The 23,790-nt window shown below is 61.5% G+C and carries 26 protein-coding genes; 19 read left to right on the forward strand and 7 right to left on the reverse strand.

The features are described from left to right. Nucleotides 1-16: 16 nt before the first annotated feature. The 3 genes from J1G34_RS00750 to rpmE all read right to left on the reverse strand — a co-directional run bounded on the left by J1G34_RS00750 (nt 17) and on the right by rpmE (nt 2,524). On the reverse strand, nt 17-1,285 hold the full coding sequence (locus J1G34_RS00750) for a malic enzyme-like NAD(P)-binding protein (RefSeq protein ID WP_065893697.1): 1,269 nt from the start codon (nt 1,283-1,285) through the stop codon (nt 17-19). A 190-nt stretch (nt 1,286-1,475) separates the two neighbouring features. Next, nucleotides 1,476-2,273: a thermonuclease family protein gene (locus J1G34_RS00755; RefSeq protein ID WP_222993049.1), complete on the reverse strand. Its 798-nt coding sequence runs from the start codon at nt 2,271-2,273 to the stop codon at nt 1,476-1,478. A 14-nt stretch (nt 2,274-2,287) separates the two neighbouring features. Beyond that, nucleotides 2,288-2,524 (reverse strand): 50S ribosomal protein L31, encoded by a 237-nt coding sequence (gene rpmE / locus J1G34_RS00760; protein ID WP_003237330.1) that lies wholly within the window; start codon nt 2,522-2,524, stop codon nt 2,288-2,290. Nucleotides 2,525-2,737: 213 nt separating this feature from the next. Between rpmE and J1G34_RS00765 the strand changes: the two genes are divergently transcribed. Continuing rightward, nucleotides 2,738-4,957, forward strand: a complete 2,220-nt coding sequence (locus J1G34_RS00765) for a primosomal protein N' (protein ID WP_222993052.1) — start codon at nt 2,738-2,740, stop codon at nt 4,955-4,957. A 51-nt stretch (nt 4,958-5,008) separates the two neighbouring features. Here J1G34_RS00765 and J1G34_RS00770 read toward each other — a convergent pair whose 3' ends face one another. After that, the gene (locus J1G34_RS00770; protein ID WP_124356682.1) at nt 5,009-5,209 is read right to left on the reverse strand and encodes a hypothetical protein; all 201 of its coding nucleotides are present in this window, start codon (nt 5,207-5,209) and stop codon (nt 5,009-5,011) included. Here J1G34_RS00770 and argS point away from each other — a divergent pair. From argS to J1G34_RS00815, 9 genes are all read left to right on the forward strand, one after another. After that, nucleotides 5,177-6,913, forward strand: coding sequence for an arginine--tRNA ligase (argS, locus tag J1G34_RS00775; RefSeq protein WP_065897894.1), 1,737 nt, complete (start codon nt 5,177-5,179; stop codon nt 6,911-6,913). The genes J1G34_RS00770 and argS overlap by 33 nt on opposite strands. Before the next feature lies 1 nt (nt 6,914). Then, complete coding sequence (locus tag J1G34_RS00780) at nt 6,915-7,616, forward strand: SPOR domain-containing protein (RefSeq protein WP_065885706.1); 702 nt, start codon at nt 6,915-6,917, stop codon at nt 7,614-7,616. A gap of 257 nt (nt 7,617-7,873) precedes the next feature. Beyond that, nucleotides 7,874-8,404, forward strand: a complete 531-nt coding sequence (gene hslV / locus J1G34_RS00785; protein WP_065885707.1) for an ATP-dependent protease subunit HslV — start codon at nt 7,874-7,876, stop codon at nt 8,402-8,404. Between the two features lie 37 nt (nt 8,405-8,441). Next, entirely contained in the window at nt 8,442-9,779 is a 1,338-nt protein-coding gene (gene hslU, locus J1G34_RS00790) for an ATP-dependent protease ATPase subunit HslU (protein ID WP_057724431.1), read from the forward strand. 148 nt (nt 9,780-9,927) lie between these two features. Further along, nucleotides 9,928-10,305: a gamma-butyrobetaine hydroxylase family protein gene (locus tag J1G34_RS00795; RefSeq protein ID WP_065893701.1), complete on the forward strand. Its 378-nt coding sequence runs from the start codon at nt 9,928-9,930 to the stop codon at nt 10,303-10,305. Nucleotides 10,306-10,552: 247 nt separating this feature from the next. Further along, a complete protein-coding gene (gene phaC / locus J1G34_RS00800) occupies nt 10,553-12,232 on the forward strand; it encodes a class II poly(R)-hydroxyalkanoic acid synthase (RefSeq protein WP_065885710.1) in 1,680 nt (559 codons plus the stop codon). Nucleotides 12,233-12,379: 147 nt separating this feature from the next. Further along, on the forward strand, nt 12,380-13,225 hold the full coding sequence (gene phaZ, locus J1G34_RS00805) for a poly(3-hydroxyalkanoate) depolymerase (RefSeq protein WP_122561621.1): 846 nt from the start codon (nt 12,380-12,382) through the stop codon (nt 13,223-13,225). Between the two features lie 89 nt (nt 13,226-13,314). Beyond that, nucleotides 13,315-14,997, forward strand: coding sequence for a class II poly(R)-hydroxyalkanoic acid synthase (phaC, locus tag J1G34_RS00810; protein ID WP_065897897.1), 1,683 nt, complete (start codon nt 13,315-13,317; stop codon nt 14,995-14,997). A 26-nt stretch (nt 14,998-15,023) separates the two neighbouring features. Next, entirely contained in the window at nt 15,024-15,644 is a 621-nt protein-coding gene (locus tag J1G34_RS00815; RefSeq protein WP_065935769.1) for a TetR/AcrR family transcriptional regulator, read from the forward strand. Nucleotides 15,645-15,771: 127 nt separating this feature from the next. On the opposite strand, the gene J1G34_RS00820 is transcribed toward J1G34_RS00815, so the two are convergent. From J1G34_RS00820 to J1G34_RS00830, 3 genes are all read right to left on the reverse strand, one after another. Further along, on the reverse strand, nt 15,772-16,680 hold the full coding sequence (locus tag J1G34_RS00820) for a phasin family protein (RefSeq protein WP_222993054.1): 909 nt from the start codon (nt 16,678-16,680) through the stop codon (nt 15,772-15,774). Between the two features lie 12 nt (nt 16,681-16,692). After that, entirely contained in the window at nt 16,693-17,115 is a 423-nt protein-coding gene (locus tag J1G34_RS00825) for a phasin family protein (RefSeq protein ID WP_065885715.1), read from the reverse strand. Nucleotides 17,116-17,219: 104 nt separating this feature from the next. Continuing rightward, nucleotides 17,220-17,495 (reverse strand): polyhydroxyalkanoic acid system family protein, encoded by a 276-nt coding sequence (locus J1G34_RS00830; RefSeq protein WP_065885716.1) that lies wholly within the window; start codon nt 17,493-17,495, stop codon nt 17,220-17,222. A gap of 144 nt (nt 17,496-17,639) precedes the next feature. Between J1G34_RS00830 and ubiE the strand changes: the two genes are divergently transcribed. From ubiE to J1G34_RS00875, 9 genes are read left to right on the forward strand one after another with little or no spacing between them, the layout of a single operon-like run. Continuing rightward, complete coding sequence (gene ubiE / locus J1G34_RS00835; RefSeq protein ID WP_003171186.1) at nt 17,640-18,410, forward strand: bifunctional demethylmenaquinone methyltransferase/2-methoxy-6-polyprenyl-1,4-benzoquinol methylase UbiE; 771 nt, start codon at nt 17,640-17,642, stop codon at nt 18,408-18,410. Further along, nucleotides 18,410-19,033, forward strand: a complete 624-nt coding sequence (locus J1G34_RS00840; protein WP_065893707.1) for a ubiquinone biosynthesis accessory factor UbiJ — start codon at nt 18,410-18,412, stop codon at nt 19,031-19,033. The genes ubiE and J1G34_RS00840 overlap by 1 nt, the downstream gene beginning before the upstream one ends. After that, the gene (ubiB, locus tag J1G34_RS00845; protein ID WP_065893708.1) at nt 19,030-20,634 is read left to right on the forward strand and encodes a ubiquinone biosynthesis regulatory protein kinase UbiB; all 1,605 of its coding nucleotides are present in this window, start codon (nt 19,030-19,032) and stop codon (nt 20,632-20,634) included. The genes J1G34_RS00840 and ubiB overlap by 4 nt, the downstream gene beginning before the upstream one ends. A 41-nt stretch (nt 20,635-20,675) precedes the next feature. Then, nucleotides 20,676-21,068 carry a phosphoribosyl-AMP cyclohydrolase gene (hisI, locus tag J1G34_RS00850; protein ID WP_065893709.1) on the forward strand — a complete coding sequence of 131 codons (393 nt, stop codon included), beginning with the start codon at nt 20,676-20,678 and terminating at the stop codon, nt 21,066-21,068. 2 nt (nt 21,069-21,070) lie between these two features. After that, nucleotides 21,071-21,403 carry a phosphoribosyl-ATP diphosphatase gene (locus J1G34_RS00855; RefSeq protein ID WP_057724443.1) on the forward strand — a complete coding sequence of 111 codons (333 nt, stop codon included), beginning with the start codon at nt 21,071-21,073 and terminating at the stop codon, nt 21,401-21,403. A gap of 25 nt (nt 21,404-21,428) precedes the next feature. Then, nucleotides 21,429-21,707 (forward strand): twin-arginine translocase TatA/TatE family subunit, encoded by a 279-nt coding sequence (locus J1G34_RS00860; RefSeq protein ID WP_065885720.1) that lies wholly within the window; start codon nt 21,429-21,431, stop codon nt 21,705-21,707. Nucleotides 21,708-21,717: 10 nt separating this feature from the next. Beyond that, nucleotides 21,718-22,122: a Sec-independent protein translocase protein TatB gene (tatB, locus tag J1G34_RS00865; protein ID WP_065893710.1), complete on the forward strand. Its 405-nt coding sequence runs from the start codon at nt 21,718-21,720 to the stop codon at nt 22,120-22,122. Further along, complete coding sequence (gene tatC / locus J1G34_RS00870; RefSeq protein ID WP_065885722.1) at nt 22,119-22,910, forward strand: twin-arginine translocase subunit TatC; 792 nt, start codon at nt 22,119-22,121, stop codon at nt 22,908-22,910. The genes tatB and tatC overlap by 4 nt, the downstream gene beginning before the upstream one ends. Then, nucleotides 22,907-23,614 carry a 16S rRNA (uracil(1498)-N(3))-methyltransferase gene (locus tag J1G34_RS00875; protein WP_122561617.1) on the forward strand — a complete coding sequence of 236 codons (708 nt, stop codon included), beginning with the start codon at nt 22,907-22,909 and terminating at the stop codon, nt 23,612-23,614. The genes tatC and J1G34_RS00875 overlap by 4 nt, the downstream gene beginning before the upstream one ends. Nucleotides 23,615-23,790: the final 176 nt, after the last annotated feature.

A 23,790-nucleotide genomic window follows, 5' to 3' on the forward strand; every position in this document is an offset into this window, starting at 1 on the left:
GGTGCGCTACGCAGGCTTAGCCGTTGAACACATCATCCACGCTTTGCAGCGGGTAGTTCTTCGGATACGGCAGGGTTGCCACACCAGTCTCGATTGCAGCCTTGGCCACGGCATCGGAGATCAGAGTGATCAGGCGCTTGTCCATAGGTTTCGGGATGATGTACTCACGACCGAATTCCAGCTTGGCGCCACCGTAGGCGTCGCAGACATCCTGCGGCACCGGCAGCTTGGCCAGTTCACGCAGGGCGTTGGCGGCCGCTACTTTCATTTCTTCGTTGATGCGCTTGGCGCGAACGTCCAGGGCACCACGGAAGATGAACGGGAAACCCAACACGTTGTTGACCTGGTTCGGGTAGTCCGAACGGCCGGTGGCCATGATCACGTCGTCGCGGGTGGCGTGGGCCAGTTCCGGGGCGATTTCCGGGTCCGGGTTGGAGCAGGCGAACACGATAGGGTTCGGCGCCATCGACTTCAGGCCTTCGGCGCTCAGCAGGTTCGGGCCGGACAGGCCGACGAACACGTCAGCACCGTCAAGGGCGTCAGCCAGGGTGCGCTTGGAGGACGGGTGGGCAAACATCGCCTTGTACTGGTTCAGGTCGGTACGCTCGGACTGGATCACGCCCTTGCTGTCGACCATGTAGATGTTTTCCAGCTTGGCGCCCATGCTGATGATCAGCTTCATGCAGGAAATGGCCGCAGCGCCGGCGCCCAGGCAGACGATCTTCGCCTCACCCAGGGTTTTGCCGGCGATCTCCAGGGCGTTGATCATGCCGGCTGCGGTAACGATCGCGGTGCCGTGCTGGTCATCGTGGAATACCGGGATGTCACACTGTTCGATCAGCGCCTTTTCGATCTCGAAGCACTCGGGTGCCTTGATGTCTTCCAGGTTGATGCCACCGAAGGTGATGGAAATGCGTTTAACGGTGTCGATGAAGGCCTGCGGGCTCTCGGAGTCGACTTCGATGTCGAAAACATCGATGCCGGCAAAGCGCTTGAACAGCACGCCCTTGCCTTCCATGACCGGCTTGGACGCCAATGGGCCGAGGTTACCCAGGCCCAGGATCGCGGTGCCATCAGAAATCACTGCAACCAGGTTGCCCTTGCCGGTGTACTTGTATGCCAGCTCGGGGTCGCGGGCGATTTCACGTACGGGCTCGGCAACGCCAGGGCTGTAGGCCAGCGACAGATCACGGGCGGTGGCAGTGGCTTTGGTGAGCTCTACACTCAGCTTTCCTGGACGAGGATTGGCATGATATTCGAGAGCGGCAGTTTTCAAATCAGACATATCGGCATTCCGCTTTTACTGTTGGTCGACGGACCGCCGAGGATACGCGTGTCGTAAAGCCCCTACAAGACTGGTCAGTCACAGGTGTCAAGGCCCTGCTGCGGCGTACTTTAGTCTAAAGCCACGGGATACAAGGGCTAGACTGTTCACAATCGAATAAAAAAATGTCTACAATTTTTTATTATTGCGCTCAGCCAAGCATGCTCGGATCGGTGAGCAGCAACAGCCAACGTGCCTGAGGGTCTTTCGGCCCGCCGCGCCTGGAGCGGTCCTGCACCCAGCCACGCACCTCGATTGTCTTGCCTTGCAGACCATTGAGCATGGCGGTATCGAATAAACGGACCCGATCAGGCGCAATGCGTAATACCAGTGAACCCTGCAACTGGATCCAGACGCCACCGCGATTGCGTTCGACCGTGCTGACCCGTCCGCTGACCAACGCGAACCCGGACCGCTTGAGTTGCGCCACGCTCTGTACCGGCGATTGCCGCCAAAGCCCCAACCGCGCGTCACGCGCACTGTTTTCAGCAGCCTGCTGACAGGCGACCAGCTCGACATTCGGCGCGACACCCACCTGAAACCCCAGGCCCTCAGCCAGCAACTGTGCCTCAAGGTTGTTGCCGTCGGCGCCATACAGGTGGGCAAGGGTTCGCCCGTAGCGATCTTTACCCTCGCGCCCCGGCACCAGCCCGAGACGCCCGTCACTGGCATTGACCAATGCCTGCAGACGCTGGCGCGCGGCAGCCGCAAACGGCTCGTCGGAGCGGCCCTTCTTACCGGTCTCCGGCGCGTTGATACCGATCATCCGAACGCTGCGGCCATCCTTGAGACGCACAGTGTCGCCATCCACCACGCGCTGCACATGTACACGCGCCACCGACGCCGGCGCGGGGCAGAACACGTGGGCCTGGGCGGCGGATAGCCAAATCGCAGGCACAAAAAAGGCGCCCGCGAGGGACGCCTTTTTCAACAGCTGGCAAAAGCCCATAAGGCTTTTGAGCCTTACTCTGCCGGAGTAGCAGCAGCAGGCTTCTTGCCGAAAGCACCAAAGCGATCTGCGAAGCGCTGTACACGGCCGCCGGTGTCCAGAGTTTTCTGCTTACCGGTGTAGAACGGGTGGCACTCGTTGCATACGTCAGTACCCAGTGGCTTGCACAGGTTCGAACGGGTTTCGAACTTGTTGCCGCAGCTGCAGGTAACTTCGATGGTTTCGTACGCTGGATGGATATCGGCTTTCATGGCACTTCCTCGGGCTAGCGTGCCGCCACTCGACACTATTGTCGAATACCGCACGTAATTAGGCCGCGAATTCTAACAGACCTTTTCAATCACGCAAGCCGCACATCCGACTGAAAACCGCCTTTCATCAGAAAACCACGGCATACCCAAGCCCTCCCCTGTCTGCTAGGCTCCCGCCCCTGCGCCACCACCTGCCTAGATGAGACCCTCCGCGTGCCCGACGCCATTTTGCGCCTCGCCCTGCCCTCGCCCCTGCGCCGCCTGTTCGATTACCGGGCGCCGGCGGGTGTGCGGCGTGCGCAGTTGCAGCCCGGCATGCGCGTGCGCGTGCCGTTCGGGCGCAGGGAAATGATCGGCATCCTGGTGGAAGTCACCGACCACAGCGAAGTGCCCGCCGAAAAGCTCAAGCCGGCCATCGCCATCCTCGACGCCACCGCGCCGCTGCCGCCCGCGCTGTTCAAGCTGTGCCTGTGGACCGCGCAGTATTACCAGCACAGCCTGGGCGATACCCTGAGCTGGGCGCTGCCGGTGCTGCTGCGCCAGGGCGAACTGGCCGAAGCGCGCCAGGAACGTTTCTGGTCGATGGTTCCCGGCGCGCGCCTGGACGACCCACGCATCGCCCGCGCGCCGCGCCAACGTGAAGCCCTCGCCACCCTGGCGCAGCACCCCCACGGCGTGGCTCATCAGCTATTGAGCAAGCTGATGCTGAGCAAGGACAGCCTCGACCTGCTGCTGGCCAAGGGGCTGGTGCAGGTGGAGATCCGCAAGCACGCCCCCGACCCGCGCCATGAACACTGGCTGGCCCAGCCGGAGCTGCCGCTGAACCCCGAACAACGCGCCGCCTATGAAGCGATCCGCGCAGGGTTCGACAGTTTCCATGCGTTCCTGCTGGCCGGCGTCACCGGCAGCGGCAAGACCGAAGTGTATTTGCAGTTGATCCGCGAAACCTTGCAGGCCGGCAAACAGGCGCTGGTGCTGATCCCCGAGATCAACCTCGGCCCGCAAACCCTGGCGCGTTTCGAACAGCGTTTCAACGCCCGCATCGCCCTGGTGCACTCGGCGGTCAACGACCGTGAGCGCCTGGAGTCATGGCTGGCGGCGCGGGACGGCGAAGCCGACATTATTATCGGCACGCGCTCGGCACTGTTCACCCCGATGAAAAATCCGGGCCTGATCATCATCGACGAAGAGCACGACGGCTCGTATAAACAACAGGAAGGCCTGCGTTACCACGCCCGCGACCTGGCCCTGGTGCGTGCGCGCCAGGAAGACATCCCGATTGTGCTGGGTTCGGCCACGCCTTCCCTGGAAAGCCTGCATAACGCCTACACCGGTCGTTATGGCCTGCTACGCCTGAATGAACGCGCAGGTGGCGCCAAGCAACCGCGCTTCCTGCGCCTGGATGTCAAAAGCCGACCGCTGGACAGCGGTATTTCCGGACCGATGCAGCAAGCCATCGGCCAGACCCTCGCCGCCGGCCAGCAAGTCCTGGTGTTCCTCAACCGCCGCGGTTTTGCGCCGACGCTGTTGTGCCATGACTGTGGCTGGATGTCCGAATGCGAGCGTTGCGATGCGCGCATGACCGTGCATCAGCGCTACGGCGAACTGCGCTGCCACCACTGCGGCCATGTGGAACCTGTGCCCCGCCACTGCCCACAATGCGGCAAGGTCGACCTGCGCCCGGTCGGCGCGGGCACCGAGCGCGCCGAAGAGCGCCTGGGCATTCTGTTCCCGGATTACCCGGTGCTGCGGGTGGACCGCGACAGTACGTCGCGCAAAGACGCGATGAACCAACTGTTCGCCACCATCCAGAAAGGCCAGCCGTGCATCCTAGTCGGCACGCAGATGCTTGCCAAAGGGCATCATTTTCCGCGGGTGACCCTGGTGTCGATCCTGGATGCCGACGGTGGCTTATTCTCCGGCGACTTCCGCGCCAGTGAGCGCATGGCGCAGCTGATCGTGCAGGTCGCCGGCCGCGCAGGGCGTGCCGAAGAGCCGGGCCGGGTGATTATCCAGACGCACCTGGCCGACCACCCGCTGCTGATTCAACTGACCGAACAAGGTTACTTTGCCTTCGCCGAACAGGCCTTGAGCGAGCGCCGCGCCGCCGGGCTGCCGCCGTTTGCGCACCTGGCGCTGCTGCGCGCCGAGGCGCATAAACCGGGCCAGGCCGAAGGCTTTCTGGACGAAGCCTGCAGCGCCGCTGAACGTTTGCTGGCAGAGCTGGGTCTGAGCGGCATCGAGCTGCTCGGCCCGGTGCCCGCGCCCATGGAACGCCGTGCCGGGCGGTATCGGGCCCAGCTACTCTTGCAGGCAACGTCCCGCGCGCCGCTGCATCGGCTATTGAGCAGCTGGTTGCTGGCCCTGGAGCAAATGCCCAGCGGCCGGCAGGTGCGATGGTCACTGGATGTGGACCCGGTCGATTTGTATTAAGCCGTCCCCTGCAGGAGCGAGCTTGCTCGCGAAAAACTCAAGAACACCACGTTAAATCAGGAAGCCCGAGTTATCGTTGACGATTTTCGCGAGCAAGCTCGCGCCTACAAAATGCTCCACAGGTCCGGAACGGTTGGCAAGCCCGCCCTCGCCACGGATAATGCCCAGTTTTTCCACCTGCGCATCGCGCGCCGCCGCTTGCGGTCGAAAGAGAACACCATGAAAGACACCATTCGCCAGCTGATCCAACAAGCCCTCACCCAACTCGTCAACGAAGGTGTGTTGCCTGAAGGCCTGTCGCCGGCGATCCAGGTGGAGAACACCCGCGACAAGACCCACGGCGACTTCGCCAGCAACATCGCGATGATGCTGTCCAAGCCTGCGGGCATGAAGCCTCGCGACCTCGCGGAAAAAATCATCGCCGCGCTGCCGGCCGACGCCAGTGTCACCAAGGCCGAAATCGCAGGCCCAGGCTTTATCAACTTCTTCCAGAATACCCAGGCCCTGGCCGCGCGCCTGGATGCCGCCCTGGCCGACGCCCACATCGGCGTGCGCAAGGCTGGCCCGGCGCAGCGCGTGGCGATCGACCTGTCGGCACCTAACCTGGCCAAGGAGATGCACGTCGGCCACCTGCGCTCGACCATCATCGGCGACGGCGTGGCGCGGGTCCTGGAGTTTCTCGGTGACACCGTCATCCGTCAGAACCACGTGGGCGACTGGGGCACCCAGTTCGGCATGCTGATGGCCTACCTGCAGGAAAACCCGATCACCAGCAACGAGCTGGCCGACCTGGAAAACTTCTACCGTGCCGCCAAAAAGCGCTTTGACGAATCCGAAGAGTTTGCCGACCGTGCGCGCAGCCTGGTGGTCAAGCTGCAAGCGGGCGATGAGGAATGCCTGGCGCTGTGGGGGCGTTTCCGCGATATCTCCCTGTCCCACTGCCAGGAAATCTACGAGCTGCTCAACGTCAAATTGACCATGGCCGACGTGATGGGCGAAAGCGCCTACAACGACGACCTGATCAATGTGGTCAACGACCTCAAGGCCGCTGGCCTGCTGGTCGAGAGCAACGGTGCGCAGTGCGTGTTCCTTGAGGAATTCAAGACCGCCGATGGCGAACCGCTGCCGGTGATCATCGTCAAGGCCGATGGCGGTTATCTCTATGCCACCACCGACCTGGCCGCCGTGCGCTACCGCAGCGGCGTGCTCAAGGCCGATCGCGCGCTGTATTTCGTCGATCAGCGCCAGGCCCTGCACTTCCAGCAAGTGTTCGAAGTGGCTCGCCGCGCCGGTTTCGTCACCCACCCGATGCATATGGAACACATGGGTTTCGGTACCATGAACGGCGCCGATGGCCGCCCGTTCAAGACCCGCGATGGCGGCACCGTGAAGCTGATCGACCTGCTGACCGAAGCCCAGGAGCGCGCCTACAGCCTGGTCAAGGAAAAGAACCCCGAACTGGCCGAGGCCGACCTGCGCAATATCGCCCGCGTGGTCGGCATTGGCGCGGTGAAATACGCCGACCTGTCCAAGCACCGCACCAGCGACTACAGCTTCAACTTCGACCTGATGCTCAACTTCGAAGGCAACACCGCCCCGTACCTGCTGTACGCCTACACCCGTGTGGCCGGTGTGTTCCGCAAACTGGGCAAGGACTTCAGCGAGGTTGAAGGCCAAATCGTGCTGGACGCACCTCATGAGCAGGAACTGGCCGCCAAGCTCGCGCAGTTCGGCGAAGTGCTCAACAGCGTCGGCGAGAAAGGCACGCCGCATATCCTCTGCACCTACCTGTACGAAGTGGCCGGCCTGTTTTCCAGCTTCTACGAGAACTGCCCGATCCTCAGCGCCGACGATGAAGCCCAGAAGCAAAGTCGCCTGCGCCTTGCCGCACTGGCTGGACGGACCCTAAAGCAAGGCCTGGAGCTGTTGGGCCTGGAAACTCTGGAGCGCATGTAAGTTGGCAGCCAAGAAAAAACCTGCACCCAAGCGCGGCGCCAGCCGCTACCAGGCCCCGGCCAAGCAGCCGATTCCGGGTTGGCTGTGGATGGCGATCGGCCTCACGGTCGGCGCATTCGTTGTCTTTCTGATGAAGCTGGAGCCCGGCCAGGGCGATGACGTCAAGCGCGTCAAACAGGAGCAGCAGAAAGCCACGAAAATCGCCGAGGCCAACAAGACTGCGCCGAGCCCGACGGTTCCGGTGAAGCCCAAGTACGATTTCTACACGCTGCTGCCGGAATCGGAAGTGATCGTGCCGCCCGACGCCGTGCCGGAAAAAACCCTGCCGACGCCGCAAGTGCCGACCACGCCGGTAACCCCAGCGGAAGCGGCGAAGATCGATACCGCGCGCGCCCAGGCGGCATTGGCCGGCATCACGCCGCCACCGGCACCTCCAGTGGCAGAGACCAAGGCCGCGCCGGTGACCAAGTTCTTCCTGCAGGCGGGCTCGTTCCCCAAACAGGCGGACGCAGACCGTGTACGCGCGCAGATCATTCTGCTGGGCCAGTCGGTGACGGTGGAATCCGGCACCGTGAAGGAAGCGACCTGGTATCGCGTGCTGGTAGGCCCGTTCAGCAACCGCGAACAGCTGACCGTGGCGCAGAAACAATTGGCGGGCGCCGGGTTTAGCAACCTGCTGTTACAACAACGCCAGAGCCGCTGATCTCGAAGACATAGCAGGACTAATGTGGGAGGGGGCTTGCTCCCGATGGCGGTAGACCAGTCAATATATTCAGCGACTGATACACCGCAATCGGGGGCAAGCCCCCTCCCACATTTGGTTTTGCGGTGTTCTTGAACAGGTGTCGGATCAATAAACACCACTCGTCCGCACTGCCGTCCTACGGTTGAAATCCCCCTCGCCACCCCCATATGAGTTCCATCAGGGCATTTTCGCCCCGCTGCGTGGAGACTCTCCCCTTGACCACCATCGTTTCAGTACGTCGCCACGGCAAAGTTGTCATGGGCGGCGACGGCCAGGTTTCCCTGGGCAATACCGTGATGAAAGGCAACGCCAAGAAAGTGCGTCGCCTGTACCACGGCCAGGTGCTCGCCGGGTTCGCCGGCGCTACCGCCGATGCCTTCACCCTGTTCGAACGTTTCGAAGGCCAGCTCGAAAAGCACCAGGGCCATCTGGTGCGTGCCGCCGTCGAACTCGCCAAGGAATGGCGCACCGACCGTTCCCTCAGCCGCCTCGAAGCCATGCTGGCGGTCGCCAACAAAGACGCGTCCCTGATCATCACCGGCAACGGCGATGTGGTTGAACCTGAACACGGCCTGATCGCCATGGGTTCCGGTGGCGGCTATGCACAGGCTGCGGCCAGCGCGCTGTTGAAGAAGACCGACCTGTCGGCCCGTGAAATCGTCGAGACCGCCCTGGGTATCGCCGGCGATATCTGCGTGTTCACCAACCACAACCACACCATTGAGGAGCAGGACCTCGCCGAGTAAGCCGTAGGCTTATTCCCGCTTGAGGCCGCCAAACACTATGTCCATGACTCCCCGCGAAATCGTCCATGAACTCAATCGCCATATCATCGGCCAGGACGATGCCAAGCGCGCCGTTGCAATTGCGCTGCGTAACCGCTGGCGCCGGATGCAACTGCCCGAAGAACTGCGCGTTGAAGTAACGCCCAAGAACATCCTGATGATCGGCCCGACCGGCGTCGGTAAAACCGAAATCGCCCGGCGCCTGGCCAAACTGGCCAATGCCCCGTTCATCAAGGTCGAGGCCACCAAATTCACCGAAGTCGGCTATGTGGGCCGCGATGTGGAGTCGATCATTCGTGACCTGGCCGACGCCGCCCTGAAGATGCTGCGCGAGCAGGAAGTGACCAAGGTCAGCCATCGCGCCGAAGATGCTGCCGAAGAGCGCATCCTCGACGCGCTGTTGCCACCGGCCCGCATGGGCTTCAACGAAGACGCCGCGCCGTCATCGGATTCCAACACCCGCCAGCTGTTCCGCAAGCGCCTGCGTGAAGGCCAGTTGGACGACAAGGAAATCGAGATCGAAGTGGCCGAAGTGTCGGGCGTCGATATTTCCGCGCCCCCGGGCATGGAAGAAATGACCAGCCAGTTGCAGAACCTGTTCGCCAACATGGGCAAGGGCAAGAAGAAAAGCCGCAAGCTCAAGGTGAAAGAGGCCCTGAAGCTGGTGCGCGACGAAGAAGCCGGACGCCTGGTCAATGAGGAAGAACTCAAGGCCAAGGCCCTGGAAGCGGTCGAGCAGCACGGCATCGTGTTTATCGATGAGATCGACAAAGTGGCCAAGCGCGGCAACTCCGGCGGCGTCGATGTGTCCCGCGAGGGCGTACAGCGCGACCTGCTGCCACTGATCGAAGGCTGCACGGTCAACACCAAGCTGGGCATGGTCAAGACCGACCACATCCTGTTTATCGCCTCCGGTGCTTTCCACCTGAGCAAGCCAAGCGACCTGGTGCCTGAGCTGCAAGGCCGCCTGCCGATCCGCGTGGAACTCAAGGCGCTGACCCCGGGCGACTTCGAGCGCATTCTCAGCGAGCCGCATGCCTCACTGACCGAGCAGTACCGCGAATTGCTGAAAACCGAAGGCCTGGGCATCGAATTCCAGCCGGACGGGATCAAGCGCCTGGCGGAGATTGCCTGGCAGGTCAACGAGAAGACCGAGAACATCGGTGCGCGTCGCCTGCACACCTTGCTTGAGCGCCTGCTCGAGGAGGTGTCCTTCAGCGCCGGCGACATGGCCGGTGCGCAGAATGGCGAAGCGATCAAGATCGACGCGGATTACGTCAACAGCCACCTGGGCGAATTGGCGCAGAACGAAGACTTGTCGCGCTATATTCTGTAAGCCTCACACAGAATTGCTTCGCTTCAATGTGGGAGGGGGCTTGCCCCCGATAGCGGTCTGTCAGACAGATGTATGCTGACTGACACACGGCTATCGGGGGCAAGCCCCCTCTCACATTGTTAGGCCGGTTCCTTCAGGGTTATCTCCAATGTCGAAATTTCCTACTGCTGTAAACCTGCATAAAACCTCCAACACCCTGGGCCTCACCTACGGCCCGAACGAAACCTACCAACTGCCCGCCGAATTCCTGCGCGTGCACTCGCCTTCCGCCGAGGTCCAGGGCCACGGCAAACCCATCCTGCAATTCGGCAAGCTCAACGTTAAATTGATCAAGCTGGAACCGGCCGGCCAGTACGCACTGAAATTGACCTTCGACGACGGCCATGACAGCGGATTGTTCACCTGGGACTACCTTTATCAACTGGCCGTGCGTCAGGACGCGCTGTGGGCCGATTACCTGGCCGAACTGAAAACGGCCGGAAAAACCCGCGACCCGAGTCAGTCGGTCGTGCGGCTGATGCTCTAGTCCAGGCCTCTTGCTCTTTAGAGGGCATTTTCTAATTTCATCTGCTTGAATGCCCTGTCTCGTGGTCAACGATTGGCCCGCTTGCGAAAAAAATTAAACTCGGGTAACCAATGGAACTGGCAAGTTCCCTGCATTTGACGATGTGGTATCAACGGTCACCCGAGCGCAGTACCAGGCTGGTGTCGTGTATCGAAATGGGTGCGCGGAAATCGCCGGTACTCGTCTTTCGGACAATGGAGCGTCGTAGATGAGTAACAAGAATAACGATGACTTGAAACGCCAGGCCTCGGAAAACACCCTGGGGTTGAACCCGATCATCGCGTTACGCAAAAAGGACTTATTGGCCTCGGCGAAGATGGTGCTCACCCAAGCCATCAAGCAACCGTTACACAGCGTCAAACACGTCGCCCATTTCGGGGTGGAGCTCAAGAACGTCATGTTCGGCAAATCGGCGCTGGTGCCGGAGAGCGATGACCGTCGCTTCCATGACCCGGCCTGGAGCCAGAACCCGCTCTACAAACGCTACCTGCAGACTTACCTGGCGTGGCGCAAGGAGCTGCACGACTGGATCGGTGACAGCAATCTATCGGAACAGGACATCAGTCGCGGCCACTTCGTGATCAACCTGATGACTGAAGCCATGGCCCCCACCAACAGCGCGGCCAACCCGGCGGCCGTCAAACGCTTCTTTGAAACCGGCGGCAAAAGCCTGCTCGACGGCCTGTCCCACCTGGCCAAGGACATGGTGCACAACGGCGGCATGCCAAGCCAGGTCAACATGGGCGCCTTTGAAGTGGGCAAGAGCCTGGGCACCACCGAAGGCGCCGTGGTCTTTCGCAATGATGTGCTGGAGCTGATCCAGTACAAGCCCATCACCGAGCAGGTACACGAGCGACCGCTGCTGGTGGTGCCGCCGCAGATCAATAAATTCTATGTATTCGACCTGAGCCCGGACAAAAGCCTGGCGCGCTTCTGCCTGCGCAATGGGCAGCAGACCTTTATCGTCAGCTGGCGCAACCCGACCAAGGCCCAGCGCGAGTGGGGCCTGTCGACCTATATCGAAGCGCTCAAGGAAGCCGTCGATGTGATCACGGCGATTACCGGCAGCAAGGACGTGAACATGCTGGGCGCCTGCTCCGGCGGCATCACCTGCACCGCGCTGCTGGGCCACTACGCGGCGCTGGGGGAGAAAAAAGTCAACGCCCTGACCCTGCTGGTGAGTGTGCTGGACACCACGCTGGACACCCAGGTGGCGCTGTTCGTCGATGAACAGACGCTCGAAGCGGCGAAGCGTCATTCCTATCAGGCCGGCGTACTGGAAGGCCGTGACATGGCCAAGGTGTTTGCGTGGATGCGGCCCAACGACCTGATCTGGAATTACTGGGTCAACAATTACCTGCTGGGCAACGAGCCGCCGGTGTTCGACATCCTGTTCTGGAACAACGACACCACACGCCTGCCGGCCGCCTTCCATGGCGACCTGATCGAGCTGTTCAAGAACAACCCGTTGGTACGCGCCAATGCACTGGAAGTGTGCGGCACGCCCATCGATCTCAAGCAGGTCACGGCCGATATCTATTCACTGGCCGGCACCAACGACCACATCACGCCCTGGCAGTCCTGCTACAAGTCGGCGCAGTTGTTTGGCGGCAAGGTGGAGTTCGTGCTGTCCAGCAGCGGGCATATCCAGAGCATCCTCAACCCGCCGGGCAACCCCAAGTCGCGCTACCAGACCAGCGATGGCCTGGCGGGCACGGCACTGCAATGGCAGGAAAACGCGACCAAGCATACCGATTCGTGGTGGCTGCACTGGCAGGCATGGCAGGCGGAGCGGGCGGGGAAATTGAAAAAAGCCCCGACGACATTAGGTAATAAAACCTACGCTGCGGCCGAAGCGGCACCAGGCACCTATGTACACGAACGCTAAATTGAAATGCGGTCAATGTGGGAGGGGGCTTGCCCCCGATAGCAGTGGATCAGCTAAAGATGTGATGACTGAAACACCGCCATCGGGGGCAAGCCCCCTCCCACATTTTGACCGCATTTCTCCTGTAACACTTCACAGGGCTTGAGCATGCCGCAACCGTTCATCTTCCGCACCATCGACCTGGATGGCCAGGCCATCCGCACGGCGGTACGACCGGGCAAGCCGCACTTGACCCCGCTGCTGATCTTCAACGGCATCGGCGCCAACCTGGAGCTGGTGTTTCCGTTCATCCAGGCCCTGGACCCGGACCTGGAAGTGATCGCCTTCGATGTGCCAGGGGTGGGCGGCTCCTCCACGCCCAACCGGCCCTATCGCTTCCCCGGCCTGGCCAAGCTGACGGCGCGCATGCTCGATTACCTGGATTACGGCCAGGTGAGTGCGGTGGGAGTGTCCTGGGGCGGTGCGCTGGCGCAGCAGTTCGCCTATGACTACCCCGAGCGCTGCAAGAAGTTGATCCTGGCGGCCACGGCTGCCGGCGCCTTTATGGTGCCCGGCAAGCCCAAGGTGCTGTGGCTGATGGCCAGCCCCCGGCGCTATATCCAGCCGTCCCACGTGGTGCGCATTGCGCCGATGATTTACGGCGGTTCGTTCCGCCGCGACGCCAAGCTGGCCGCCGAACATGCCAGCAAAGTGCGCTCGGCCGGCAAGCTGGGCTATTACTGGCAGCTGTTCGCGGGGCTGGGCTGGACCAGCATCCATTGGCTGCACAAGATCCGCCAGCCGACCCTGGTCCTGGCCGGGGACGACGACCCGCTGATTCCGCTGATCAACATGCGCATGCTCGCCTGGCGCATCCCCAATGCGCAGTTGCACATCATCGATGATGGCCATTTATTCCTGATCACCCGCGCGGAAGCCGTGGCGCCGATCATCATGAAGTTTCTCGAAGAGGAGCGCCTGCGTGCCGTGATACATCCGCGACCGGCGGTGTGAAGGACCACACCGCCGCGCAACTTGCCAGGAACCGACTATGGTTCTGAATTGGCGTGCCTCTTGATGGCTTGACGAAGGAGTGTTGGCTCATGCGAGACAGACCCGTGACGAACCCGGCGCCCACCCCCGCTGCGTTCATCAACGCGCAAAACGCGATCACCGGCCTGCGCGGTCGCGACCTGCTGTCGACCCTGCGCACCGTGGCGGCCCATGGCCTGCGCAACCCGTTGCACACCGCACGCCACGCCCTGGCCCTGAGCGGCCAACTGGGCCGCGTGTTGCTGGGGGACACGGTGCATGAGCCCAACCCCAACGACAGCCGCTTCAAAGACCCCACCTGGGCGCTCAACCCGCTGTACCGGCGCAGCCTGCAAGCCTACTTGAGCTGGCAAAAACACACGCGCAACTGGATCGACGACAGCACCCTCAGCGCGGACGACCGTGCACGCGCACAGTTCGCGTTCGCCCTGCTCAACGACGCCGTATCGCCCTCCAACACGCTGCTCAACCCGCTGGCCATCAAGGAGTTGCTCAACTCCGGCGGCAACAGCGTGGTGCGCGGCGTCAGCCATTTGTTCGAAGACCTGCTGCACAACAACGGCCTGCCGCGTCAGGTCAGCAAGCACGCTTTCGAAGTGGGCAAGACCGTTGCCACCACGCCGGGCTCGGTGGTGTTTCGCAATGAGCTGCTGGAGCTGATCCAATACAAGCCCATGAGCGAAAAACAATACGCCAAGCCCTTGCTGGTGGTGCCGCCGCAAATCAACAAGTTCTACATATTCGACCTCAGCCCGGCTAACAGCTTTGTGCAATATGCGCTGAAAAACGGGCTGCAGACCTTTATGGTCAGCTGGCGCAATCCGGATGTGCGACATCGCGAATGGGGCCTGTCCACCTACGTTGCGGCGCTGGAAGAAGCCCTCAACGCCTGCCGGGCAATCACCGGCGCACGCGCGGTCAATCTGATGGGCGCCTGCGCCGGCGGCCTGACCATCGCCGCACTGCAAGGCCATCTGCAAGCCAAGCGCCAGTTGCGGCGCATCGCCAGCGCGAGTTACCTGGTGAGCTTGCTCGACAGCCAGATCGACGGCCCGGCCACGTTGTTCGCCGATGAACAGACCCTTGAAGCCGCCAAGCGCCGCTCTTACCAACAAGGTGTACTGGACGGTCGCGACATGGCCAAGGTGTTCGCCTGGATGCGCCCCAATGACCTGATCTGGAACTACTGGGTCAACAACTACCTGCTGGGCAAGGAACCGCCCGCCTTCGACATCCTGTACTGGAACAACGACAACACACGCCTGCCCGCCGCCCTGCACGGCGACCTGTTGGATTTCTTCAAGCACAACCCGCTGAGGCATCCGGGAGGCCTTGAGGTGTGCGGCACCCCCATCGACTTGCAGAAGGTCACCGTAGACAGCTTCAGCGTGGCCGGCATCAACGATCACATTACGCCGTGGGACGCGGTGTACCGATCCACCCAACTGCTGGGCGGCGAGCGGCGCTTCGTCCTGTCCAACAGCGGGCATATCCAGAGCATCCTCAACCCGCCCGGCAACCCGAAGGCCAACTACGTCGAGAACCCCAGGCTGAGCAGCGACCCGCGCGCCTGGTACTACGACGCCAATCACGTCGAAGGCAGCTGGTGGCCGCAATGGCTGGCGTGGATTCAGCAACGTTCGGGCGTGCAACGCGAAACCCTCACCGCCCTGGGCAACCAAAACTACCCACCGATGGAAGCGGCGCCAGGCACCTACGTGCGCGTGCGCTGAGCTCAACGATCAGACTAAGAGGCTGGATGAAGACCCGCGACCGTATCCTTGAATGTGCCCTGCAGTTGTTCAACCACAAGGGCGAGCCGAATGTGTCGACCATGGAGGTGGCCAATGAAATGGGGATCAGCCCCGGCAACCTCTACTACCACTTCCATGGCAAGGAGCCATTGGTGCTGGGGCTGTTCGAACGTTTTCAAGGCGAGTTGGCGCCGCTGCTCGACCCTCCTGCCGATGCGCAACTGGAGGCCGAGGATTACTGGCTGTTCCTGCACCTGATTGTCGAGCGCATGGCCCACTACCGGTTCCTGTTCCAGGACCTGTCGAACCTGGCCGGGCGCCTGCCGAAGCTGGCCAAGGGCATTCGCAACCTGCTCACGGCGCTCAAGCGCACCCTGGCTTCATTGTTGGCGCGGTTGAAAACCGCAGGGCAACTGGTCAGTGACACCCAGGCGCTGGGGCAGTTGGTGGAGCAGATCACCATGACCCTGCTGTTTTCCCTGGATTACCAGCGAATCCTGGATCGCAAGGGTGAAGTGCGGGTGGTGGTGTACCAGGTCATGATGCTGGTGGCGCCGCATCTGCTGATGCCGGCACGTCTGGCGACCGAGAGGTTCGCGCTGAAATATCTGGATGACTTGGATTGAAGCCCCCCTGATCACACAGGTGACGCAGAGCATCACGGGCTGCATTCCCACGCGGGAGCGTGGGAACGATCTGTGATAAAAAAACGCCCGACCTTCGCAGGCCGGGCGTTTTTGTGCCCTGTGAAAATCAGGACTGACTGGATGGCGTCGGCGTTACCGGCGTTGCAGTCGGGGTAGCAGCCGTGTGCGACGGTGCAGACACCGAATGGGCTGTCGAAGCGGCCGGTGCTGTCGCTGTTGCCGGCTTGGCCGACGCAGCAGTCTTTGGCGCTGCTGGCTTTTTCGCTACCGCGGGCTTTTTAGCCTCTGCAAGTTTTGCCGCAGGCTTGGCTGCTGACTTCGCAGCGGCTGGTTTGGCAGCCGGTTTAGCCGCAGGTTTTGCAGCGGCTTTAGCGGCCACTGGCTTAGCGGCAGGCTTGGTGGCCGGTTTGGCGGCAGCGGTTTTGGCTGCGGGCTTGGCGGCAGGTTTTGCAGCAGCCTTGGCGGGCGCCTTGGCCGCAGGTTTTGCAGCGGGTTTGGCGGCCGCTTTAACCACAGGCTTGGCGGCCGTTTTCGCGGCGGGTTTTGCCGGTGCGGTTTTAGCCGCAGGTTTGGCGGCCGGTTTTGCCGCAGGCTTGGCCGCAGCCGTCTTGGCTGGCGCCACTTTGGCGCCTGTGAGTTTTTCGATTTGCTTGGTCAGGGTGTCGACCTTGCTGTGCAGCGTTTTCAGCTCAGCCTTGCTCGGCACGCCCAGTCGCGAAATGGCACTGTTGAGGCGTTTGTCGAAGGTTTCTTCCAACTTGTTCCACGTGTCGGAAATGCTCGACTTGGCCGAACCTGCGCTCGCCTTGGCCGCATCGACTTTTTTACCCACAGTGCTCTTGGTCAACTTCTCGGCCTTCTCGCCGTCCTTGACCAGCGTCTCGAAGTATTTGCCGCCGTCACTGCTCACCTTCGAGTACACGCCTAAACCAGCAAGCCAGATCTTTCGGGAATATTTTTCAACTTCCCCGACCCACGAGCTGCCTTCTTTCTGAGTAGTTTTTTTAACAGCCATCCCGATGTCTCCTTAGTGTTTACGCGCGACACGTTCGAGCAATGCCGTCAGCTCTTCGAGCTTAGCAGAGAGTGTCTCAACGTCATGTTTAGACGCAATGCCGATTCGATTCAAGGCACTTGCAACACGCGAGTCAAATGCTTTTTCAACTTTATCCAGTTGAACTTCAACCCGGCGGCCGACACTCGAGACGTTACTCTTTACTTGATCAATCTGACTGTTAGCGGCATCAAGTTGTTCAATAGCAACTTTTTTGCTTTTACTTTCAATATGTTGACCGCTCTTAACCAGCTCATTGAAGTATTCGCCGCCCTCGCTGCCGACCTTGGCGTAGGCACCAAGACCCGCCAGCCAGATCCTGCGGGCATAGCGTTTGACCTCACTCAGGGCAGTGGTCTGACTGTCGATTTTTTTCTGCAAAATAACGTTGGCCATGGTGCACCTCACATAGAACCGGGTGGAGGAACCGCCCGCCGAAGTTGGGGGCTTGGGCACAACGTAGGGTGAAAAATTAGAATCGGCACCCTAAGAGCGTCGAATCAGGCCAGCGCTTTATCCAGGGCTTTTTCGATTTCGGACTTGAGGGTACCGCTCATGGCCGACATCAACAGGCCCAGTTCAACATCGATACGCAATGCATCATCAAAGACCTGAACGGTGCCTTTAACGCCCGACCGCTTGAGGTTCAGGGTATCGCCGGACCACGACGACTCCACGCCATATTTATCCTTGAGTTTCTGCGCCAGCGTGTCGGCCTTCGCCCGTGCGGCGGCTTTACCCAGGGAATGCTCACGCTCAACGGTTATACGCGCCATTGCAATGGCTCCTTTCTATGAGGGCTTGGAAACCTTCCATGCGGCAAAAGGTCTCGATAAGCACCTATCTTACCTTCAGCCTTGCCAAGACAAAGCAGGCCCCGGGGATTATCATGTCCCGCATTCTCTTTTGGTGACAGCGATATGACTGATCAGCGCAAAGGCAGCGATGCCGAACCCACCACTCACTTCGGCTTCAAGAACGTCCCGGAAAGCCAGAAAGCGGAAAAAGTCGCTGAGGTGTTCCACTCCGTAGCCGCCAAGTACGACTTGATGAACGACGTGCTCTCCGGTGGCATGCACCGCCTGTGGAAGCGTTTCACCATCGAATTGTCGGGCGTACGCACCGGCAATCGCGTGCTCGACATCGCCGGCGGCACGGGCGATTTGGCCGCCAAGTTTTCCAAGCTGGTAGGGCCTACCGGCCAGGTGGTACTGGCCGATATCAACGGCTCGATGCTCAAGGTCGGTCGCGACCGCCTGCTCGACAAGGGCGTGGCCGGCAATATCGAATTCGTCCAGGCCGATGCGGAAAAACTGCCGTTCCCCGACAACCACTTCGATTGCGTAACCATCGCTTTCGGTCTGCGCAACGTCACCCACAAGGAAGACGCGATCCGCTCGATGCTGCGCGTGCTCAAACCGGGTGGCCGCCTGCTGGTGCTGGAATTCTCCAAGCCGACCAACGCGCTGATGTCCAAGGTGTACGACACCTATTCGTTCGCCTTCATGCCGTTGATGGGCAAGCTGATCACCAATGATGCCGAGAGCTACCGCTACCTGGCCGAATCGATCCGCATGCACCCCGACCAGGAAACCCTGAAGTCGATGATGGTGGAGGCCGGTTTCGACCGCGTGACCTACCACAACATGACCTCGGGCATCGTCGCCCTGCACCGCGGCATCAAGCCCTGATGCTGCTCGCAGGCCTTCTCGCCAGCGTCGAGCACGGCCTCAACCGTGTTTTGCGCCTGGACAGCACCGCCCTGGCGCGGCTTGCGCACCTGACCGGCAAAGTCATCGCCGTCGATTGCCGCAGCCCTGCCTTGCAGCTGTTCATCCTGCCCAGCGATGAGGGCCTGCTGCTCGCGTCGCAATGGGCCGCCGAGGCCGACTGCACCCTGCGTGCGCCCGCCGCCAGCCTGGTGCACCTGGCCCTGAGCCGCAACAAGACCGCTATCCTGCACAGCCCCGAAGTGGCGCTGGAAGGCGACAGCGCGGTGCTGATGGACCTGGCCGCCGTGCTGCAGGACCTGGAGCTGGACTGGGAATACGAACTCTCGCGCTGGCTCGGCCCCGTCGCCACCCAGTTGCTCGGCGGGCACCTGCGCAGCCGTTCGCGCTGGTACCAGCAAGGGTTCGCCAGCCTCAACCAGAACCTTGCCGAATACTTGAGCGAAGAATCGCGCACCCTGGTCGGGCAACGGGAAGCGCAAGCGCGCTTTCGTGAGCTCGACAAGGCCAAAATCGACCTGGAACGTCTCGAGGCCCGCTTCGAGCGCCTGAGCCGTTCCCTTGATCCAAGCGATAACGCATGAAGCTGCTCGCCGTCCGCCGTTTGTTTCGTATCCAGCGCGTCGTAATCCGCTACCGCCTCGATGACCTGCTGTTTGCCCTGCCCCTGCCATGGTTCCTGCTCGCGGTGCGCTATGTGCTGCCGTGGCGCTGGTTGCCGCGCAGAAAACTGGAACTGAGCCGAGGTGCTCGCGTGCGCCTGGCGTTGCAGGACCTGGGGCCGATCTTCATCAAGTTCGGGCAGATTTTGTCGACCCGCCGCGACTTGCTGCCCGAAGACATCGCCGATGAGCTGATGCTGCTGCAGGACCGTGTGCCGCCGTTCGATTCGCAGTTGTCGATGAAGCTGATCGAAGAGCAACTGGGCAGGAAGATCAGCGAGGTGTTCAGCCGCTTCGATGTCGAGCCGCTGGCTTCGGCCTCGGTTGCGCAGGTGCATGCCGCGCAGCTCAAGAGCGGTGAAGAAGTGGTGGTGAAGGTGATTCGCCCGGGCCTCAAGCCGATCATCGGCCAGGACCTGGCGTGGCTGTTCATCCTGGCCCGCGCCGCCGAACGGTTCTCCGCCGATGCGCGCCTGCTGCATCCGGTGGATGTGGTGGCCGACTACGAAAAAACCATCTACGACGAACTCGACCTGCTGCGCGAAGCGGCCAACGCCAGCCAGCTGCGCCGCAACTTCGAAGGCTCGCAGCTGCTGTACGTGCCGCAAGTGTATTGGGACTGGTGCCGCCCCAAAGTGCTGGTGATGGAGCGCATCTACGGCGTGCAAGTCACCGACCTCGCGACCCTGGCCGACCAGCGCACCGACATGAAAATGCTCGCCGAGCGCGGCGTGGAGATTTTCTTCACCCAGGTGTTCCGTGACAGTTTCTTCCACGCCGACATGCACCCGGGCAACATCTTCGTCAGCACCGTCAACCCGTGGAGCCCGCAGTACATTGCGATCGACTGCGGCATCGTCGGCAGCCTCACGCCGGAAGACCAGGACTACCTGGCGCGTAACCTGTTCGCCTTTTTCAAGCGTGACTATCGCCGCGTGGCGCAGTTGCACATTGATTCGGGCTGGGTGCCGGCGGAAACCAAACTGAATGAATTCGAAGCGGCGATCCGCACCGTGTGCGAACCGATCTTTGAAAAACCGTTAAAGGATATTTCCTTCGGTCAGGTGCTGATGCGCCTGTTCCAGACCGCGCGGCGCTTCAATATGGAAGTGCAGCCGCAGTTGGTGCTGCTGCAGAAAACCCTGCTCAACATCGAAGGCCTGGGCCGCCAGCTGTACCCGGACCTCGATCTGTGGAACACCGCGCAGCCGTTCCTGGAACGTTGGATGCGTGAGCGGATGAGCCCGAAGACCATGCTGGGCAACCTGCACAGCCAGATGGAACAGCTGCCGCACCTGGCCAATATGACCCGCGACCTGCTTGAGCGCATGTCCCAGCCTCACGCCAGGGACCCTGAGCCGCCATGGCGCAAGCGCAAGGACGACTGGTTCCTGCGCCTGCTCGGCGCCGCGCATCTGGTGGGTGGGGTCATGCTGGCGATTGGCGGACCGTTGAATCAACTGAGCTACTGGCCGGCCGCGATCATGGTCGCCGTGGGCGTTTATCTGATCGTGCGTCGATAACCCATCCGGTTATACACTGTCGCAAATTGCCGGAGCCGAACATGAAAGACTGGCTGGACGAGATCAAGTGGGACAGTGACGGCCTGGTGCCGGCCATTGCCCAGGACTACAAGACCGGGCGCGTGCTGATGATGGCCTGGATGAACCGCGAGGCCCTGAGCCTGACCGCCGCCGAGCAGCGCGCCATCTACTGGTCACGTTCGCGTGGCAAACTGTGGCGCAAGGGCGAAGAGTCCGGGCATGTGCAGACCCTGCATGAGCTGCGCCTGGACTGCGATGCCGACGTGGTGATCCTCAAGGTCGAACAAATCGGCGGCATCGCCTGCCACACCGGCCGTCACAGTTGCTTCTATCGCGTGTTCGAGAACGGCGAATGGAAGGTGGTGGAACCGGTGCTCAAAGACCCGCACGCCATTTATTCGGCAGGACACTGACCATGAGCGATACCCTCAACCGCGTGGCCCAGGTGCTGGAAGAGCGCAAGGGCGCGGATGCCGACAGCTCCTATGTCGCCAGCCTGTATCACAAGGGCTTGAACAAGATCCTGGAAAAACTCGGCGAAGAATCCGTCGAGACGATCATTGCCGCCAAGGATGCGCAGATCAGCGGCGATTGCAGCGATGTCATCTATGAGACGGCCGACCTGTGGTTCCATAGCCTGGTCATGCTCGCCCAACTGGGGCAGCATCCACAGGCCGTGCTGGATGAACTGGACCGTCGCTTCGGCCTGTCCGGGCACGCCGAGAAGGCTGCACGCCCGTCCACCTGAACAACTTTTATCGAGGATTTGCAGCATGGGTATTTTTGACTGGAAACACTGGATCGTCATTCTGGTGGTCGTGGTACTGGTGTTCGGCACCAAGAAACTCAAGAACCTGGGCACCGATGTCGGCGAGTCGATCAAGGGCTTTCGCAAAGCCATGAACGACGACGAAAAGCCGGCCGAACCCACTGCAAACCCGGTTCCACCGGCCCAGCCTGTGCACCCGCAGGCCGCCCAGCCGATCACCGAGCGTCGTACCTTCGACGTGCAGGCTGAAAAAGTCGAAGAGCCGACCCGCAAAGACTCGTGAGCACTGACTAATGTTTGGTATCAGCTTCTCTGAACTGCTGCTCGTCGGCCTCGTGGCCCTGCTGGTATTGGGCCCCGAACGCCTGCCCGGTGCGGCACGCACGGCCGGCCTGTGGATCGGGCGCCTGAAACGCAGTTTCAACGCGATCAAACAGGAAGTTGAGCGGGAAATCGGTGCCGACGAGATCCGCCGGCAATTGCACAACGAGCACATCCTGTCGTTGGAGCAGGAGACGCGCAAGATTCTGTCGCCGGTGCAGGAGCCCGCCAAACCGGTGGAACCTGTGGCCCAGAACAGTATCGCGCCGGCGACTGAAGCCGCCCCACCGGCACCGACCGCGCCAACAGAGCCTGCGCCGACGCCCGTTGCGTCGCCCGCGCCCCATGACCCTACATTGCCGCCGCGAGCCCCATGAGCGCTGATAAACCGGAAAACGACCAGCACATGCCGCTGGTCTCGCACCTCACCGAGCTGCGTACCCGCCTGCTGCGTTGCGTAGCGGCCATCTTCATCATCTTTGCCGGGCTGTTTGCCTTCACCCAGCAGATCTATACCTTCGTCTCCACGCCGCTGCGCCAGTATCTGCCGGCCGGCGCGACGATGATCGCCACCGACGTGTCTTCGCCGTTCCTGACGCCGTTGAAGCTGACCATGATGGTTTCGCTGTTCCTGGCGATCCCGGTGATCCTGCATCAGATCTGGGGCTTCATCGCGCCGGGGCTGTACAAGCATGAGAAGCGCATCGCCGTGCCGTTGCTGGTGTCGAGCATCCTGCTGTTCTATACCGGCATGGCCTTCGCCTACTTCCTGGTGTTCCCGCTGATCTTCAAATTCTTCGCCGCCGCCACCCCGGCCGGCGTGGAAATGATGACCGACATCACCAGCTACCTCGACTTCGTGATGACGCTGTTCTTCGCCTTCGGCGTAGCCTTCGAAATTCCGGTGGCGGTGGTGTTGCTGGTGTGGATCGGCGTCGTCAACGTGGCTTACCTGAAGAAAATCCGCCCCTACGTGATCATCGGCTGCTTCGTGGTCGGCATGATCCTTACCCCGCCGGACATCTTCTCCCAGACCCTGCTGGCCGTGCCGATGTGGATGCTGTTCGAGATCGGCATCCTGTTCAGCGGCTTGATCAGCAAGCGTGGCGAGCACCCGGACGACCAGACTGCCGACGACGACCAGCCGCCAGCGACCCAGCCGTGAACCTGCTGCTGCTGGAAGACGCCGACTTTATCGCGGCCGACCGGGTGGTGCTGCGTGATCGACGCCTGGTGCATATGCAGGAGGTGCACCGCGCCGTGGTCGGCGATAACGTGCGTGTGGGCCGCATTGGCGGGCTGATGGGTAATGCCCAGCTGCTGCGCCTGGAAGCTGGGGAAGCCGAGCTGCACGTCGGCTTCGACCAGGCGCCGCCGAGCAAACTGCCGCTGACCCTGCTGCTGGCCCTGCCCCGCCCGAAGATGCTGCGTCGGGTGCTGCAAACGGTGGCTGCCATGGGCGTGCCGAAGGTCGTACTGGTCAACAGCTACCGCGTGGAAAAAAGCTTCTGGCAGACCCCGTTCCTGGAGCCTGAAGCGATTCGCGAGCAGCTGATCCTCGGCCTGGAACAGGCGCGGGACACGGTATTGCCCGAGATCATTATCGAGAAGCGCTTCAAGCCGTTCGTTGAAGATCGCTTGCCGGCCATGACCACCGGCACGCTTGGCCTGATCGGCCACCCCGGCGACTACCCGCCCTGCCCTCGCGGCCTGGATGAACCGGTGACCCTGGCGATCGGGCCGGAAGGTGGCTGGATACCCTACGAAGTCGAATTGCTGAGCAAGGCCGGCCTGCAGCCGGTGCAACTCGGTGCGCGCATCCTGCGGGTTGAAACCGCCGTGACCGCCCTGCTCGCCCGCTTGTTCTGACACCAGTCCAGTGTGGGAGGGGGCTTGCCCCAATGCCAGTCAGCTAAGGCTTTTTGTAGGAGCGAGCTTGCTCGCGAAAAACTCACAGGCACCGCGTTCATTCAGGAAGCATGCGTTATCGTTGACGTTTTTCGCGAGCAAGCTCGCTCCTACAGGGGGTGGTGTACGCTTAAATG

Source organism: Pseudomonas sp. Wu6, assembly GCF_019891515.1.
GTDB classification, from domain to species: domain Bacteria; phylum Pseudomonadota; class Gammaproteobacteria; order Pseudomonadales; family Pseudomonadaceae; genus Aquipseudomonas; species Aquipseudomonas orientalis_A.